This is a genomic window from Chloracidobacterium sp. (genome assembly GCA_016711345.1).
Classification (GTDB): Bacteria; Acidobacteriota; Blastocatellia; order Pyrinomonadales; family Pyrinomonadaceae; genus OLB17.
Genome location: JADJTD010000001.1, coordinates 3350001 through 3368608 on the forward strand (window position 1 = coordinate 3350001; position 18608 = coordinate 3368608).

The 18608-nt window shown below is 47.0% G+C and carries 10 protein-coding genes, 2 rRNA genes and 1 pseudogene (1 of these 13 only partly in view); 10 read left to right on the plus strand and 3 right to left on the minus strand.

What is annotated here, in order from left to right; genetic code table 11:
- The 4 genes from IPL32_14030 to IPL32_14045 all read left to right on the plus strand — a co-directional run.
- A 23S ribosomal RNA gene (locus IPL32_14030) occupies positions 1-546 on the plus strand (it extends 2342 nt beyond the left edge of the window).
- A 182-nt stretch (positions 547-728) separates the two neighbouring features.
- Positions 729-844: ribosomal RNA gene (rrf, locus tag IPL32_14035) — 5S ribosomal RNA — on the plus strand.
- An 85-nt stretch (positions 845-929) separates the two neighbouring features.
- Positions 930-1187, plus strand: a complete 258-nt coding sequence (locus IPL32_14040; protein MBK8466940.1) for a hypothetical protein — start codon at positions 930-932, stop codon at positions 1185-1187.
- Positions 1184-1546 carry a PIN domain-containing protein gene (locus IPL32_14045; GenBank protein ID MBK8466941.1) on the plus strand — a complete coding sequence of 121 codons (363 nt, stop codon included), beginning with the start codon at positions 1184-1186 and terminating at the stop codon, positions 1544-1546. The genes IPL32_14040 and IPL32_14045 overlap by 4 nt, the downstream gene beginning before the upstream one ends.
- A gap of 1831 nt (positions 1547-3377) precedes the next feature.
- Here the strand turns inward: IPL32_14045 and IPL32_14050 are convergent.
- Positions 3378-4772, minus strand: a pseudogene (locus tag IPL32_14050) (class I SAM-dependent DNA methyltransferase).
- Between the two features lie 845 nt (positions 4773-5617).
- Between IPL32_14050 and IPL32_14055 the strand changes: the two are divergent.
- The 3 genes from IPL32_14055 to IPL32_14065 are packed head-to-tail and all read left to right on the plus strand — an operon-like array spanning position 5618 to position 14016.
- Positions 5618-9058 carry an SMP-30/gluconolactonase/LRE family protein gene (locus IPL32_14055; GenBank protein ID MBK8466942.1) on the plus strand — a complete coding sequence of 1147 codons (3441 nt, stop codon included), beginning with the start codon at positions 5618-5620 and terminating at the stop codon, positions 9056-9058.
- A 19-nt stretch (positions 9059-9077) separates the two neighbouring features.
- Positions 9078-11564, plus strand: coding sequence for an NHL repeat-containing protein (locus IPL32_14060; protein ID MBK8466943.1), 2487 nt, complete (start codon positions 9078-9080; stop codon positions 11562-11564).
- A 28-nt stretch (positions 11565-11592) separates the two neighbouring features.
- Positions 11593-14016: a 6-bladed beta-propeller gene (locus tag IPL32_14065; protein MBK8466944.1), complete on the plus strand. Its 2424-nt coding sequence runs from the start codon at positions 11593-11595 to the stop codon at positions 14014-14016.
- Between the two features lie 9 nt (positions 14017-14025).
- Here the strand turns inward: IPL32_14065 and IPL32_14070 are convergent, their stop codons facing one another.
- Both IPL32_14070 and IPL32_14075 read right to left on the minus strand, forming a co-directional pair.
- The gene (locus tag IPL32_14070; protein ID MBK8466945.1) at positions 14026-14751 is read right to left on the minus strand and encodes a class I SAM-dependent methyltransferase; all 726 of its coding nucleotides are present in this window, start codon (positions 14749-14751) and stop codon (positions 14026-14028) included.
- Between the two features lie 2 nt (positions 14752-14753).
- A complete protein-coding gene (locus IPL32_14075) occupies positions 14754-15770 on the minus strand; it encodes a glycosyltransferase family 2 protein (protein ID MBK8466946.1) in 1017 nt (338 codons plus the stop codon).
- A gap of 388 nt (positions 15771-16158) precedes the next feature.
- On the opposite strand from IPL32_14075, the gene IPL32_14080 reads away from it, so the two are divergent.
- The 3 genes from IPL32_14080 to IPL32_14090 are packed head-to-tail and all read left to right on the plus strand — an operon-like array spanning position 16159 to position 18588.
- Positions 16159-17109, plus strand: a complete 951-nt coding sequence (locus tag IPL32_14080) for a TerB family tellurite resistance protein (protein MBK8466947.1) — start codon at positions 16159-16161, stop codon at positions 17107-17109.
- Positions 17110-17161: 52 nt separating this feature from the next.
- A complete protein-coding gene (locus IPL32_14085) occupies positions 17162-18142 on the plus strand; it encodes a TerC family protein (protein MBK8466948.1) in 981 nt (326 codons plus the stop codon).
- Complete coding sequence (locus IPL32_14090) at positions 18142-18588, plus strand: VanZ family protein (GenBank protein ID MBK8466949.1); 447 nt, start codon at positions 18142-18144, stop codon at positions 18586-18588. Before IPL32_14085 ends, IPL32_14090 begins: the two co-directional genes overlap by 1 nt.
- The last annotated feature ends 20 nt before the right edge of the window (positions 18589-18608 follow it).

Genomic DNA, 18608 nt, shown 5'->3' on the forward strand with positions numbered 1-18608 from the left:
CTTAACTGCGAGACATACACGTCGAGCAGGTACGAAAGTAGGAGTTAGTGATCCGGCGGTCGCTTATGGAAGTGCCGTCGCTCAACGGATAAAAGGTACGCCGGGGATAACAGGCTGATCCTGCCCAAGAGTTCACATCGACGGCAGGGTTTGGCACCTCGATGTCGGCTCATCATATCCTGGGGCTGAAGAAGGTCCCAAGGGTTCGGCTGTTCGCCGATTAAAATGGTACGTGAGCTGGGTTCAGAACGTCGCGAGACAGTTCGGTCCCTATCTGGTGTGGGCGTAGCAATATTGAAGGAATCTGACCTTAGTACGAGAGGACCGGGTTGGATTGACCTCTAGTGTACGAGTTATGGCACCAGCCGTATCGCTCGGTAGCTATGTCAAGCATGGATAAACGCTGAATGCATCTAAGCGTGAAGCCAGACCTAAGATTAGTATTGCCAGTGAGACTCGTGGAAGACCACCACGTTGATAGGCTAGAGATGTAAGTGCAGTAATGTATTTAGTCGACTAGTACTAAATGTCCCAAGGCTTGACCATAAAATTTGTTGACAAGCAAATTTAATGTTAAAGCAACGCAAGACGATAGAAAGTAAAAAGTAGTGGACTTGCAATGTATTCAGTTATCAGGTATCAAGTGTCAGCAGCCCGCACGTGAGTAAGGGCTCTCTTGAAAATATCAGATCTCAAATTTGAAATCGCAGATTTGAGATCACAAGTTTTCCGGTGATTCTGTCGGTAGGGTCACACCCGTTCCCATCCCGAACACGGAAGTTAAGCCTACTGGAGCCGATGATACTGCATCTTTCAGGTGTGGGAAAGTAGGAAGTCGCCGGATTTAATTAAAGAAAAGCCCGCTCAATATGAGTGGGCTTTTCTATTTGCGGCTCATCCCCATGTTACAATGTGTTTGAGGTATCGTTATGTCCGCAACATTTGAAACAGTTCTGAAACAGGCAAAAGCCCTGCCCGTCACCGAACGCCGCAAACTCGTCGAGGCTCTGAAAAAACCGAACAGCCTTAAAAAGACAAGCGCAAAGAAATGGGACGACGACCCAGTTATAAAAGAATTACGAGCATGGGTTGATAAGATCGAAAAATCAAATGACCCGGAAATAAGAAAGTCACTAGAAATTGCCGAGCGAATTCGCGAGTATAATGACCGCAAGTTTGAGATATGAAGCGCATACTGCTTGATACGACTGTGCTTGTGGTGAATTGGCGACATCCAGGAGTTCAAGCGTCGCAACCGGCAGAGACCACCAATTGCATCAACTCAATCACATATATCGAATTTTTGCAGGGTGCTAATAAGAGACAGATTGCAGACGCAAAAGCCTTTCTCAACACCTTCGAACACATTCGTCTCGACGCGAAAATTTCTGATAAAGCGATCGAACTCATAGAAATTCACAGTGACCGTGACGGCCTTCGACTCGCAGACGCACTGATTGCCGCTACATGTCTATCCCTTGATCTCGAATTAGTTACTTACAACCGCCGGCATTTCAAAAAAATCGCCAATCTTAAATTGATCTAAAACAACTGACCACCCTGTATGCTCCGCGGCTCGTCTAAAGCACCTGCTTTAAATCGCATAAGGAGCGCTTTAAAAGTGCTTTAAACAAGCAAACGCTTTAAATGCTTGCATGCTTTAAACACCTGCTTTAAATTGCCGCAGAGAACACAGAGACCGCCGCGAAAAGCTCTCAGTGATCTCTGTGCTCTCTGTGGCTAAATATCTGTTGTTATTTGCGACTGCTCCGTGGCTTTTTGTTGCTGGTTTTTGTAAAAAGCCCGGCGGTGTATTTTTCGTAGAGTTCGAAGAGGAACACCATGCGGTTCGCTTCGCTTGTAAATGGTTGCGGGCGATAGGCGAGATCGACGGCCTTGTCGAGTTCGTTATGCGCCTTAACAAGTGCAGGCGGCATCGTCAGCGGATCGTACAGATCGGCGAGCGAACTCTTTGGAAACTCGGCACGCGCATCCAAAACTCTCTGGGCGGCAGTTTCAATCGCGTTGATCTGTTTTTCGGTCGGGTTTTCCGGCCACGGGAAATTGTTGTAAACGAGAGAGTTTGAGTAACGATAGCGACTTTCTAAACGGCCACAAACATGACGCATCCAAGCCATGTGCATTGCCGAAGTTAAAACTCCAAAGTGATAGAGAGTTGCATCTGGAACAACGGAAACAAGATTGTTAACGCAAACTTCTTTAGGGAAAAATCCAATTGGAACGTACCGACGATGTTCGGATGAAACGAGAGGAATCAATAAAAAATCAGAATTGGGTTGTCTGTTCTGACCAAATAAATACGGAGTTGAAGCTATCCTTACGGTGTCCGCTTTCTTGCTCTTGAGCCGAAAATCTCTTACGGCCTGAACTCGTTCGACTATCGCAGGAATTTTACGCCACTCATTTGGTGAAGTATCGGCAAGCCAAATACACCAACGATCTATACCATTAATAAATTCTTCAGAGCCATAGATTATACGAACAAACTGTGCAGCCGATGGATCTTTAGCAAGAAACTCTTCTAGTTCCTGACGACTATTCAGAAATAGATTACCTCCGTCGACGGCTTTGCTACCGTTGACTAATTCAGGGACGCTGGAAAGTGGGGTAGAGCGTGAGACGACGACAATATTTGCGGCGTCGATCAAATACGGATTAATGTTATTGGCTTCAACCACATATGCTCCGGAGCGAGGCGTCTCATACTCAAAGATCGTTCTTTTTCTTGGCTCACCTAAGCCAAATCCAATTATTACACAGTAAACTCCAGCATTCCCTTTACCCTCATTGCTCCATTGAAACGTTCGATGTGCAAAATGTATCTTTGCACCTTTGCTCAACATATAACTCCAAAGGATGCTAACCTGTTCCCCTTGCGTTATCGAGTTGGTCGAAACAAAAGCGACCTTGATTTGGGTGTTTTCGATAAACTTGATCGCTTTTATATACCAAGCGCAGACATAATCAAGAGTCTTGAAATTCGTCACGTCCGAACAACAATACTCCATATCTGCCGTTTGCTCGACGGTTCGCTTGTCTTTCCCAACAAACGGCGGATTGCCCAGGATATAGAGTTCATCAAAATCTCTTGTCCCTGAAAGGGACTGAGGTAATAGCGTCGGGTGAAACCCGACGTTATCGTTGGTGACCAATTCCGACCCTGAAGGGGTCGAACCATCCGCCGCCAGTTCGTCCCCTTCAGGGACGGAAATCTGCTCGGAACCCGTTCGTCGGGTTTCACCCGACGCTATTACATTCGTCGCCTTCAGCGACACGGAATTACGGGCGGAAACGCGAGTGTGAACGAGCGTGCCTGCGTCGCCACCTGCACGCTCCCTAACGGTCGCGTTTCCGCCTATGACTTCCGCCCAATCTAATCTCAACGCATTGCCGTGAACAATGTGTGCAGATTTTTTTAGCGGCAGACGGACATAATACTGGCCAAATTCGTTGCTGATCTGCATGTTCATTTGGTGGTCGATCAGCCACATTGCGACCTCGGCGATGCGGGCCGGGAACTCTTCAAATTCGATGCCGTACATCATATCGACATCGAGCCAGATAATATCGCCCACATTCAGAAATTGCTCACCCGACTTTTTCAGCATCCGCAATATCTCGATCTCAAGCAGCCGCAGTTCGCGGTAAGTAATGACCAAAAAATTGCCGCAGCCGCACGCCGGATCGAGAAATTTCAACGTGCTCAACCGTCGGTGAAATTCCTGCAGTTTGTTCTTGCTGTCTTTTACGCTTTCAAATTCCTTCCACAGGTCGTCGAGAAATAGCGGCCTGATGAGCTTTAAGATGTTTGTCTCGCTGGTGTAATGAGCACCGAGATTGCGTCTCTCCTTCGGGTCCATCACGCTCTGGAACATCGATCCAAAGATCGCAGGCGATATACGGCTCCAGTCGAGATAGCAGCAATCGAGCAACGCCGCACGCATCTTCGCGTCAAAGCTCGCAGTCGGCAACGTCTCTTCAAACAACTTTCCGTTTACGTACGGAAAATCCGCAAGCTGTTCGTCGAGATTTGTGAAACGCGTTTCTTTTGGCGTATTGAGAACCTGAAAGAGTTCCTGCAGCCTTCCGGCAAGATCGCTGCCATCCTCGCCCGTTCGCTGCTCGATAAATTCCTGAAACTGCTGCTTGTTAAAGATCGTCGTGTCTTCGGCAAAGAGACAAAACAATAACCTGACAAGATAGACCTCAAGCGAGTGTCCGGCGTAACCGATCTCTTCGAGCCGGTCGTGGAGCTTTCCCATCAGCTCCGCCGCTTTGATATTCGCCGGGTCCTGTTCCTTGTAGATCCTTTTCTGGTAACCGAGCAGGTAGGCAAAATGATGGACGTTGTTTACAAGCTCCGAGAGATTGAATTCGACGTTTGTTCCTTCTTCGAGATCGTAAAGCCGAAAGCGTTCAAAATCGCAGATCAATATCAGCTTTGGCAGCTCGCCGTCTTTTAACCCTGGAAAATAATCCCTCGCCTGGCCGTGGGCCTTTTCGAGGTCCTTGCCGCGAGATTTGAACTCGATAAGGATGTTTCCTTTCCACAAAAAATCAATAAAGCCTTGTCGTCCGTCTTCCTTTTTGACGTTGTGTTCAAAAGTTCCGACTCGGCGGCGCGAGATGCCGAACACATCGAAAAAAGCGTCCATAAAAGATTTCGCTTCGGCGTGTTCGTTAAAATCGTTCTCCCACTCTTTGGAAAACTCGACCGCACGTGTCTTAATTTCGTTCCAGCTTAATGCCATTGTTCGGGATCAGGAATTGTTCGACGTGGAAAATTATACCTTACCTTCTCCGATGGTTATAGCAAACGGTAAATGACCGTACGGCTCTTTTTCCCTAAAAAGCACGAATTGCAGCAAACACATTTCGTGGCTGGCGGTGGTTGTCGAGGCGGCTGTTTTGCGGGCGAGGCAGCGAAATCGGCGGAGCTGTCTGGTGGGCGACTAGTGGAAAATGCAAAAAACGACGTTTTTAAAGCCGAAATTGCCTTCAATATAAGATTTTTCCGATGGCTTTTTGGGGTGTCTCCGATGGCTTTTTGAGGGTCTCCGATGGCTTTTTTGGGGCGCAAGATGGCGCTTTTTCGTCGCTTTGACGATAAACCTTTGCAGATCATATATTTAGCTTGGCATCACGGCTTTTGTAACGCGAGGCGGCGGTTCTCGTCTTCTATCCACATCCTCGTCAATTACATTCAGCATTATCATCCTCTTTTCCATCGTCGTTCCGTAAATATCTCTCAAAAATATCGCAAATCATGGAGCGGACGGGTAATTGATCGTAGTGGTTTAGTTTGAAAATCTTTTGTGACCTTTGTGTTCCTGCTCTGTGGACTCTGTGTTTAGAAATCATTTATAAACACAAAGGTCACAAAGTAACCCTCACAAAGGACACAGGGGAAATTTAACTGAATTTTCAAAGTGAGCCACTACCAATTCGGTCAACTTTTTTGCAGAATCACCCAAAAACCTGCTAAAATCTGGTTTTGCATTGCCTTGCTGCTAAATCTATAGTTCGAATACAGGAGACGACGAGACGAGGGTAGTTCTTACACGACTGCACTTCTTACTCTGTCCAACATCTTAGAATGTTTGCTTTACTCTATCTGGTTCTGGTATTTATCCTCGGCGATTCGATATGCCGGCGGTTTTTTACGTTCGTGTCGATCCCGCATCGTCTTGCTGCGGCATTTTTGACCGGAGTGCTTATAAGCACTTGGTGGACGTATTTTTGCGGCTTGCTTTTTTACTGGACCTCGTCTCCGCTTACATGGGGCAACCTTCTGTTTTTCGTAATGTCAACAGCCCTTATCTATTGGCTCCGAACTCGTCCGCCCAACAATATTCTACTCACACATAACGATCGCTCAGAGACAGAATTCAGGAAATGGGATTGGATAGCTTTCGGCCTTTGCTTTTTGCTGGCAAGTTACCTGATGCTGTCCACTTTTGGTATGAAGGACGGCAACATGCTGATCGGTATCCATCAGTCGAGCGACTTTGGTTCAACCGTTTCGATAATGCAGTCCTTCGCCCGCGGACACAATTTTCCGACCGAATTTACGCACTTTACGGGCGATAAGATGCGTTACCATTTCCTATTCTATTTTCAGGCCGGCAACCTTGAATACCTAGGTTTTAGCCCTGCATTTGCCAATAACATCCTTGCGATCCTGTCGATGGGCTCAATGCTGATCCTTGTAATGACGCTCGGAGCACTGGTCTTCGGCTCACGAGTGGTCGGACGAATAGCAGCGGCACTTTTCTTCTTTCACGGCACGCTTTCGTTCTATACATTCTTCGATTCACTGGGTTGGGATCTGTCCGCCATCATAGCTAAGGTGGCCGTAAGCCCCGATTTTATACCGTCAGGCTATCAATATCGCGGTGAAACTTGGGGCGTCTGGTCGCTGGTCAATTACGCCAACCAACGCCACCTCGCAAGTTCCATAGGCATATTCCTATTGGCTCTTACGTTTTTGATCATTCGATATAAGACTGCCGAGGCAAAGGCTGCCGAGATCAGGGCACTTGAGGCCGAAGCTCGTGCCGCAGGGCTTCGCGCCGAGCAGGAAAGAGCTGAAGCGATCAGGGCTGCCGAGATTCAAGCATCTTTAGATCGAGCTGCGGCCCAAGCTGCTGCATTAGAAGAGCAAAATACTTGGTCGAATGAAATGGCCGGAAGTGAGCCTGTCTCTACATTTGAAAGCGAGGCCGAGGAAAGGCCTGTTTTTGCCGATCCGATGCAGGCGGAGGATTTTTCATCGGGCTCGGACTTGCTTGAATTGGGCGAGAGCGAGAAGGAACCTGACAGTGATGCATCTGTCGAGCATGAGCCTACAGATCGTGAAAATTTTTCGACTAAAACCGATCCGCTTGAGATCGAGGCCGATAGCATAAGCTCCGAAGCCGAACAGTTTGAGAACTCGGAATCATTTGTTGGCGATGCTTCGCGTGCAGAACCAAAGTTTGAATCTGAACCAATTTACGAAACACCGAGCGAACCTGTTAAGCCGCGAAAAACCTGGGGCGAATGGTTCAGCGAGGGAACGGACGGCATAATGTCGTTCGTGTTTGTGGGTGTTTTGCTGGGATTGATGCCCATGTGGAATGGGGCTATTTTTGTTTCGGCTTTTGCTGTCCTTGCGGTGTTATTCGTTCTGTTCCCGCAACGAAGGCAGTTGGTCGCACTCGGTATTGCGACCGCTATCTTTGCGTTGCCGCAGGTAATATTTCTAAAGACCGGAGGAATGCCGGATCCAGGTTATTCTCTGGTAAGTTGGGGTTATTCGCTCGGCAAACAAGCGACCATTTTACAAGTGCTCGAGTATCTCGGTTGGACCTTTGGATTCAAATGGTTGCTGATTGCGATTGCATTGATTATCGGCACGTCATTCCAGCGAAGGCTCTTCCTGGCTATTTCAAGTTTGATCATTCTTACTTTCTGCTTCCAGTTTAGCCTCGAGGCACTGACAAATCACAAATTCCTTAATGTGTGGGTTGTTGTCGCAAACCTTTATGTTGGAGCAGGACTTTGGTGGCTTTGGAATCTCAGGATATTGAAAACGACGATCTTGAGCAAGATTGCCGCTGCAATTCTGACGGTTTTGGTTACGCTTAGCGGAGCTCTTGACCTGTATCCTTTCCATACTACGGATTGGGGCGAAGTCGTCTATGGAAAAGATCCTCTTGTAAATTGGGTTGCTGAAAATACGCCACCGAACTCAGTTTTCCTTTCCGCCAGATACACAAGTCACGGAATCCTCAATGCGGGACGTAAACTGTTTTACGGACATCCATATTACGCATGGGGAGCAGGTTACGACACGGCGAAACGCGATAAGGTCTATGTCAGAATGCTGGAGTCCACAAATCCTCAGGAAGTTTTCGATTTGCTTAAGGAAAACGGCATAAATTATGTCGCGATCGACAACAATCTGCGGAAAAATAACGAAAGCATCAAAAAAATCAACGAGGCCATTTTTGAGGCATATTTCGACGTCGTTTTTGAAGACAAAGACAATAAGTATGCCAAAATGGTCATTTACAAGGTTCCTGATGAACTAGGTGATCCCAAGCCGGAAATTCAATTACCGCCTGAAGAGCCGCGAGCTCCGATCAACCCGAGCGAAGCCGTTCCTGCGTTTCGCGGCGGAGAGGGGAATTCACCAGGGAAGTTCCAAAAGCCGCGCGGGATAACCGCAGATGACAAAGGCAGTTTTTATGTAGCGGATGCGGGCAATAATCGTATACAAAAATTCGACGTGGATGGAAAATTTGTAGCAGTTTTTGGCGATCCGGGCGAACGCGAAGGCAAAATCAAGGAGCCGAACGGTGTTGCGACCGATGACGAAGGAAATATCTATGTAACAGATGCGGGTAACCATAAACTGCTGAAATACAATCCTGATGGAACTTTTGCAAAGGAGTTCATGGGGCCGGATACCGGTTTTTATGGTCCGCGTGATGTTGCCGTTGGGCAGAACAAGCAGGTTTATATCATTGATCAGGGGCGGACGCGCGTTGCGAGGTTTTCCCCTTCTGCAGAGACATTTTCTCGTACGTGGGGAACTGCGGGTACTGGTGACGGCGAATTTAAGGATCCAACCGGAATTGCTGTCGGTGACAACTTGGTATTTGTCGCGGATCTGGGAAATGGAAGAATTCAGGTCTTCGATCTGGAAGGCCAATTTCTCAGGCAGTGGGCGATTCCGACATGGGAACGAACGTCAAGTGAGTTTCCGGATGTTGTGTTCGACGAGCAGACACGGACGGTTTACGTTTCGAGCGGAAAAACCAATGAAGTTCTGGCTTTTGACGAAAATGGAAACCCCATGAGTGGTTTTAATTCGCAGGGCGACGAGAAAATGGATAATCCAACGTCATTGGCTGTCTTTGAAGCGAATAAGAAAAGATGGTTGCTTGTTCTCAATACAAACAGTAACAGGGTTTCCCGCTTTGAATTGGAAGCTCTAAAAACAACAGAAGTACCAAAAGCAAATAAGGAAGCATCGAAAACAACGAAATAAGTAGATAGGGATTCCAACAATGTCGTTCGTAGATAAAATTGGCGCGGCCTTTTCGCGCAACGGGCTGATTATCTTAGCGGGGATAGTATTGCTTTACTGCCTTTGGATCTATGGCCTTTCGACAAATCCTCCGGGTTTCTACATAGATGAGGCTTGCATCGCCTACAACGGTTATTTGATCGGCACGACCGGTGAGCAGGAAGACGGTACTAAGTTTCCACTTTACATACATTGCTACACACAGGGTTGGTCGCAATATATGAGTGCAAGTCAGCCTTATGCCTTAGCCATTTTATATGCGTTTATTTCACCAAGTGTTATTAGTGCCCGCGTTTTTGCTGCGACATTGGTGTTTATTGCGATACTTCTATTGGGACTTCTGGCCGCGAGGATATCAGGTCGAACGTCGATTGGTATCATTGTTGCTCTTTCGGCTATGGCGACACCATGGCTGTTTGAATTCAGCAGGCTTGTTATGGAGACGTTTGTTCTCATTCTGGCCATCGTGCTATTTTTATTTTCCCTTTACAACGCCCACAAAAAGGAGCGATGGAAATTCACTGATGTACTCTCGATATCGCTGCTAGCGACGCTTATTACATACAGTTACGCAACCGGACGAGTCATTGGTCCGCTTTTCGTATTTGGACTATTGATATTTGCAGTCAATCTTCGAAAGCTGCTAGATGTTTTTAAGGTTTGGGTGATTTATTCGATCACTATGATTCCAATGATCATGGTGTATCTCAAAGACCCACTCATCATATCCGGCAGATTTTTGAGGGCCACAAATCTCTCAAAAAGCGCATCGCTTTTTGAAAATATAGGTACTGTTCTTGTAGCTCTTATCCAGGATTTTAGCCCAGTTTTCTTTATTATTAAAGGTGACGAACTTCTTCGTCATCACGTTCCAAACGCTGGCATGGGTGAATTGCTGGTAGGGACATTTGCACTTGGTATTCTCGGCGTAATAATTGTTCTGATACGACATCGCTCAAGTACCTGGTGGCGTTTTATTTTGTATGGAGCATTTGCGTCGATGCTGCCTGGAGCCATCACCTTTGAACGACATCATTCGATGCGTGCCCTTGCGTTTCCGATCTTTTTCTTGCTGCTAACAGTTCCCGCGATCTCATGGCTAATGGGAATTTATAATGAAAAAGCTGATATATCTGATTCGGTAGAGAGTAAGCGAGCTTCATTTTGGTCTTCTTCAACCGAGCGTTATATCAGATTTGGAATGCTTGGCATTCTGCTGCTGTTTACAGCAGTTCAAACGGTCCAATTTCAGATCGTTTTTAGAAAAAATGGTATCGATCCTAGCCGCAAGACCGTTTTTCACGAAGCCTATGAAAGGGTTTTGGACAAAGCTCTTGCTGAAGGAGACAGGCCGATCTATCTTCATGATTCCGGCGAGCCCGTATATATGCTCGGACTGTGGTTTGGCGCGACGAAAGGTGTAGACCGCGCGGATTTTGTACATCTTCTCGATCGTCAGAATCCTCCAGAGGGTGCACTGGTCCTGACCTCCAAAAGCACATGTACTGAGTGTCAGGTGATCTATCAGGACGGAGGCTTTTTGCTTTTCCGAAATCAAAGGCCTGACATGTCGCAGTTTGGGGCACCGGTACCCGCAAGTCCGTCGCGTGCACCGTCTGTATTTGTAGGCGGTGTCGGAAGTACCTCTGGGCAATTTTCCTCTCCAAAAGGACTTGCCGTTGATTCGAAAGGTAATATTTACGTTGCCGATACTGGTAACTCCCGCATTCAAAAATTTGATGCCGATGGCCGATTTGTGATCGAGTTCGGAGCAACAGGCCCACCCGAAATGGTGCTAAAGTCTCCCAATGGAGTTGCGGCAGATGAAGACGGCAATATTTATGTCGTTGATGTGGGTACCCAGAAAATGGTCAAGTTCAAGGCGGATGGAACTTTTGATAAGGTTTTTGAGGGGCCTGATACAGGGTTTTATGGTCCGCGTGATATTGCAATAGGTTCGAACAAACAAGCTTATATTGACGATCAAGGGCGCTCACGAATAGTTGCGTTCGATTTGGAAAAACAAACCTATTCCAAGATCTGGGGAAGCGCTGGTTCTGAGCCGTCCCAACTTTCTGGCGTAACGGGAATCGCCGTCGCGGACGATATGGTTTTTGTAGCGGATTTGGGTAATGGTCGTGTGCAGATCTTCGACTCTTTGGGCAAGGTAATACACCAATGGCCGGTTGCTGTCTTAACGCGAGCTGCCGATGAATATCCGGATGTTGCTTTTGATGAGAACACTAAGACCGTCTATGTTTCCAGCAGCAAGACGAACGAGATACTTGCCTTCGATCTCGAAGGAAATCCGCTAGTAGGATTTAAACCTGATGGTGATGACAAACTGGAAACCCCTACCTCGATCACGGTAGCTGAGGTTAACAAAAAGAATTGGTTATTTGTACTGAATACCGGTAGTTCAAAAGTTTCTAAAATTGCTCTGGAAAGCCCTAAAAAGGGTAAGTGAGGATACCAAACTGTCGTTATTAAAAAAGTTGTCGACCGGTATCTCAGGCAAACATGGGCGATGGATTATCATCGCCGGCACCCTTTTAATTTACCCCATCTTTCTTTCCGGCATATCAACGAATCCACCAGGTTTCTACGTTGATGAGTCCTGCATTGCCTACAACGGATATTTGATCGCGACAACGGGCACCGCTGAAAATGGAGATAGTTTCCCACTATTTATTCAGTGTTACTCGGGAAATTCTATCGGCTATGCTCATCCGACAGACGTGTACCTGCTGGCTGCGATGTTCCTTTTTGTTTCGCCAAGTATTTTGTCAGCCCGGATACTTGCGGCGACGGTCGTGTTCATCGCAATGATTTTACTAGGGCTGCTGGCTACTAAAATATCTGAACGTCGGCTAATAGGTGTTATCGTTTCTCTAACCGCAATGGCGACGCCGTGGTTTTTTGAGATTAGCAGACTTGTTTTGGATAACTTTGTGTTTGTTTTTGCGGTTGTCTTGTTTCTGCTCTTTCTCCACAACGCGTACAAGTCCGCAAAATGGAGTTCTTCGCACAGCGTTTTAATTGCGGTCTCGCTCGCCCTTATCACTTATTCCTACACCTCCGGCAGGTTACTTGCTCCCGCGTTTGCTCTTGGAATGTTGTTGTTTGCAGTAAATAGAGCTCTCATAGGCGGAATACTAAAGACTTGGGCTATCTACTTCTTTACACTGATTCCGTTAATAGTCCTCAACTTTACCAACGAGGCGGTAATTTCAAAGAGATTCAAGGAAGTGACTTACATCCTTCCTGATCGAACATGGTCAACAATCGCATGGACATTTGTGACCAGCTATTTTTCTGACTTGAGTCCGCGATTCTTGTTGACTGCAGGTGATCCTCTCCAACGGCACCATATTACGGGAGAAGGTGAAATTTATGTTGCAACGTTTGTCTTAGCGGTTGTTGGGATAATTTTGATCGTATTTAAGTTTCGCCGCGATCGGTGGTGGCTTTTTGTTATCTTTGGACTGTTTGTTTCAATAGTGCCCGGTGCAATCACTGTACACCGCCATCATACGCTTAGATTGCTGGCATTTCCGGTTTTCTTTATGTTATTTACAATTCCGGCAATGTCTTGGTTGTTGGGCGATGTTGATGATAAATCCGCAGAAGAGAAACACTCGATTGCATTTTGGCGTTGGCCGAAGGCTAAACTGTTAGGAACTTTTGTATTCGTTGTGCTCATGGCCTTAACGGTAGGCCAGGCAGTTTCGTTTCATAAGGAATTTCGGCGGATCGGGCCCGAACGCCGGGTGGCTTATGATGCAGACTATCCAATTATTTTGGCGGATGCCCTTGCTCAACCAGCAAGGCCGATCTATTTAAAGGACGGTGTGGCTGGTCCTGCGTATATTGACGCATATTGGTATGCGACTATGCAGGGGATTGATCTGGCGAATTTCTATCACTTGGCCGAAGAGGAACCGATACCGGCTGATGTTTTGGTTTTGAGCAGTGATGTGACTTGCACAAACTGTGAGGTCATCTCACAGAAAAGCGTCTATCTATTATACAAAACAAGCCCTGCGAATAGTGAAGGCGATCTTTCAAATGCGAAGATCGTTGGATCAATCGGCAACAAACCCGGCGAGTTTTCGAGACCGCGAGGTGTGGCGGTTGATTCCAGTGGGAATTTTTATGTCGCCGATACGGGCAATCACCGCGTTCAGAAATTCGACTCTGATGGTGCGTTTCTTTTGTCCTTTGGTGTTTTTGGTAAAGGCGTCGGCGAATTAAATTCGCCAAATGGAATAGCTGTCGATGATGATGGAAATATATATGTTGTGGATGCGAGTAACAATAAGTTGTTAAGGTTTGGCTCGGATGGTGAATTCCAAAAAGAATGGAGCAAACCTGAAGTAGAGTTTTACGGCCCACGCGACATGGCGACAGCTCCTGATGGCAAACTTTATATTGTCGATCAGGGGAGAAGCCGCATAGTTAAATTTGATCCCGCGACGGAGGAGTTCACTTCTTTCGGATCGCCCGGCAAAGGCGAAGGCCAATTTGGCGAACCTATGGGCATCGCCATTGGTACCGGTCTTGTTTTTGTTACTGAATCAGGAAATAAACGAATTCAGGTCTTCGATCTTGACGGTAATTTTGTCCGACAGTGGCCCGTCGAGGTTTGGGAGCAGGGAATTGATTCTTATCCTGATTGCGAATTCGATACGCAGGCAAACCGGCTGTACGTTACGAGCGGCGTGACAAAAGATATGATCGTGTTTGATACGAACGGAAATATGATGGATGACGATCATCTGGACGGAAATATAAAACTTAATAAACCATCAGGCCTATGTCTTTCCACAGCAAATAATACAAAAACTCTCATTGTCTTGGACATCACCGATTCCAAGGCCGCGATGATTCCGGTCGGCCCCGATAAACAAAAGAAATAAATGTAAGTTTTAAGCGATGTCGGCGAGGTAGCTAGAGCAACGATCAAACCTCGGAGCCTTGCAGGCGTAGAACTGGTAAAAAGATATAGCCTTCGCCACGCCGAAAACGCTGTTCTGGACGTCGGCAAAAAAGTAATTCAGCACTTCTTCTATCTCTTTGGCGGTGTTGACATGTTCGTGTTTCATCAGAACTTCGTATTCGAGGCCGTACTTGCGTTTGAATTCCATGCCCGTTGAAAGCGTGTAGCCGAGTTTCCACATTATCGTGCCTTCGCTTGGAATTCCGCAGCGAAGGTTTCCGCCTTCCGTAAGCAAAAGCCCTGAGCGTGCAATGACTTCCGGGAGATTGCAGATGTGTTCGAAAGCAGCGATCGAAATGATGCGGTCGTATTTCGTGTCGGCCGGAATTTCAGAAATATCGTCGTATACATTTCTGATGCGGATTTTGAGCGGTGACGATTCAAAGAGCGAGTGAAAGGGCTCGATAACATCGTATGGCTTTGAATTTGGCTCGTAGGGAAGTTGATTAAGCGTTCCTGCACCGATCTCAAGCGTTGATTTCTCAGCGCCTGACTGCACATCAGCAGCGACCTTTCGGTGCATCCAGCTTTCGAGTTTTTGTGCGATGCCGCTGGCTTTTGAACCGCCGTCGCGGTTCTCTTTATATTGGTCGGCGTAGATCGCCTGAAACTCAGGCGGCAGAACCGAACGCGTTTTTGGAAAATTCTCAAACATATCTATACGTTACTGTCCATTTCAAAAAGCGGCTGAACAGAACTATCGTTTTTTCGTCTCTGCGGCGTCGCTGCTTCATTTGGTTCGATCCGCTGCGAGATCACATATCGCGGACGCCCTTTGATCTCGTCGTAAATTCGAGCGAGATAGATACCGATAATTCCTAAGCTTATCATCAGCAAACTTCCGATCACGAGCAGCAACAGAATGACGGTCGAAAATCCGGTCGCCGCGCTTCCTTTGATCTGTAGGATCAATGTATAAATGCCAAAGAGTACCGAGAACAGCAAAAATATCAACCCGGTGAATGTTACAAACTGTAGCGGCAACGACGAGAATCCGGAGATGCCTGTCAGTGCCAATTTCACGCGATGCATGATCGACCAGCTCGTGCTGCCGCCTGCGCGGACTGCGACCTCGAACGGTACTTGAGCACGAGTAAAACCAAGCCAGGCTGTCATGCCGCGAAAGAAAACATTTCGCTCGTCCATTTCGAGATAGGCATCGACAGCTGGACGGCTGAGCAGTTTGTAGTCCGACGCTCCGCGCATCTCAAAGCCCGAAAGCTTGTTCCAAAGCCAGTAGAACATTCCCGCTGCGACTTTGCTGAAAAGCGTCTCCTCGCCGCGGTCGATCTTTGTACATTCGACGATGTCGGCGTCACTTTCACGCCACGTTGAAATGATCTTTGGCAGGATCGCCGGCGGATGTTGGCCGTCGGCATCCATAACGATGACAGCGTCGCCGCGAGCCATTTCGAGGCCGGCGCAGAGTGCGTGTTCCTTTCCAAAATTCCGGCTCAGACGAGCGGCACGCATCATCGGATAGTTTTTTGATTGCTCAACAAGAGCTTTCCATGTGTCGTCAGGCGAACCGTCTTCGACCAGTATGATCTCAAACCGCACATCAGCCTCGACGAGAGCTTTGTGGACATCCTTCAACACCTCGCCAATATGCGCCGCTTCGCGATAAACAGGCATCACGATCGAAATAAACTCTTTCTCGCCACTTTCGGCCATTGCCATAAGAAATAATAATACAGAAATTTGTAAAGGCCTGCACGTTCTCAACAAACAGAACTTTTTGACCTAGCGCACTAAAACCGATCTTGCATAGGCTGAGTATTTCCGACGCATGGAAAAGACCACCAAATATAGCCGACTGAGCGGTTAAGATTTAAATCATTTGTGCTTCACTTGACATCTGTATTAAGTCTAGATAAAGTGAAATCACAATTTGTTAGGGGAGTAGAAACCTCTGTTTGCTCAGAGGTCCACCTCATCGTCAATACGTTCGCATCAACAGCCAAGCGAACCGGTGAGTTGGGAAATATCGAGACCTTTTGCGGCTTTAGTCTGCAAGAGGTCTTTTTGTATTTGCAGACTTAAAAAAAGGAGGAGTGTGCAAATGGATAATTTCTTATTGCAAGGAATCGAAGCATATCGAAATCAGACGACACGCGAACGAAAATTTGTAGGTTATGCCAGACGAATACGAAGTCTCTTGCAAACTGCGGGACGTACATCGGATGACACATTTTTACTGATGCTTACGCCATTGATCGAGGTCGCTTGGGTAGATGGCCGAGTCGGAAGATTTGAGCAAAATGCGGTCCTGAAGACGGCGGAAATTTACGGCCTGCTGAAAGATGACGTAAATTTCGTTGAAATAATGACGCGGCTCTCGTCTCGTCCGCACGCCTCGGTGATGGAGACGCTGTGGAATGATATTGCTGATAGGCTTTATGGCCTTCCGCTGGGCATGACGGCTGCGATCTCATCCCTAATGCTGGAGCAAACACGCTATGTTGCCGACCTCGGCCAAAAACAGATATACGGCCTATGGCGCGGCCACTCCAGCGGCACAGACGAAGAAATCAATTTCCAGCAAACGGAAAAACGACTCTCGCGTTTGGACACAAAGGAGTCACAACTAAACTCTAAGACAGAAAAAAATGGCATTTCCGACCATCTAAAATTGCTCCCGCTTGTTAAGGTCGCATGGGCCGACGGACGGATAACAAAACGTGAACGCCAGATGATATTCGACTCCCTATTCGATCTAGGCGTTGACCCGAGTGACGAAAACCTAAATCAACTACTCCATTGGCTCGAACTGAGTCCAAAAGAGGATTTCTTCCAAGAGTCACTCGAAAAACTAAGAGCGGGATTGGAAACACTCGATGATGATGAACGAGCCAAGGAGAAGTACAGCCTGATCTCACAATGCACGCTTATTGCTGAGGTGTCGGGCGGCGATTCTAATTTCCCGGCTGGCGGCAGGCGAATATGTGACGAGGAGATCACCGCAGTTAAGCAGATCGCAAGGATCCTTAACGGTGCTATTAAGAGCAGCTAACTACGAGCTCGCTCATCAGCGATCAAAGCGGTAACGGCTTGAGCGTGTACCGATGGAGAAAACAATGAGTCTATTTCCATTTGCAGAATATTGGTGGTTTTATGCCGGGTTTATGGCTTTTGTGTTGGCGTTGCTCGCCATCGATCTCGGTATTTTCAACCGCGTAGCCCACGTTGTTTCTTTTAAGGAAGCTTCGATATGGACCATCGTTTGGGTGACGCTTGCATTAATTTTTAATTTTCTTTTTTATCTATATGCTGCCGGCAAATTTGGTGCGGAAATCGGGCACCAAGTCGGGCTTGAATTTCTAACCGGCTACATTCTCGAAAAATCACTTTCCGTTGACAACATTTTCATCTTTGTGCTGGTATTCAGCTATTTTGGAATACCGGCAAAGTACAAGCATCGCGTTCTGTTCTACGGCATTCTGGGAGCTCTCGTATTTAGGGCAATATTTATCGCTTTGGGGTCTGCATTGATGCAGTTTCACTGGGTGGTATATCTGTTTGGCGGATTTCTGATTATTACGGGCATCAAGATGTTTTTTACCAGCAAAGAAGAGATCGAACCGGAAAAAAATCTGTTGATCAGGATCTTTCGGAAATTCATACCGGTCACGAATACAATTGACGGAAAGAGTTTCTTTCTAAAGGTTGGAGGTCGTTGGCATGCAACTCCTCTGTTCATTGCCTTACTGTTCTTGGAGGCAACGGATATAATATTCGCGGTTGACAGCGTACCCGCCATCTTTGCGGTTACAAATGAGCCGTTCATCGTCTTTACGTCGAATATTTTCGCGATACTCGGTCTTAGGTCTTTGTATTTTATGCTTGCCGGCGTGATCGACAAGTTCTATTTATTGAAATACGGACTGGCGATAGTTTTAGTATTTGTAGGACTGAAGATGGTGTGGCTGAATGATCTGTTCGGCGGAAAGTTCCCGATATCATACTCGCTCGGGTTTATTTTGACAGTCATCTCGGCGTCGATCATTTTCTCGCTGATCTTCCCGCACCGTAAGGAGTCCGCGTAATGGATTTTTTACAAGAAGAGAATTTTTGGCTCTATGCTCCTTTAATCTTATGGATCAGCGGGACTTTATATCTTTCGTCAAACAAAGGTTCGGTTTCGAGAACTATAATTTATTTCGCTCCCATGTTTCATTTGCTGTTTCCAAGCGATGACGCGCAGGTAATTAATAAAAACCATGTCTTCCTCCGCAAATTGTGTCATTTTGCTGGTTACGCGATTCTCGCTCTGCTGGCTTCTATTGTTTTCTACAATTCGTCGCTGCTTGTGGCGGCGAAATTTTGGCATGCCGGAGCGTTCGCAGTCGTCTTGGTTGTGGCTTCAATAGACGAGATCCGGCAGAGTTTCTACCCGGAACGCCACGGCTCGCTGTCCGATGTCGCCCTTGATTGTCTCGGGGGACTGACGATGATTCTAGTGTTTTGGATCATCGCCGCGAGTGCTTTTTAAGTATAGGTTTGCGGTAATCT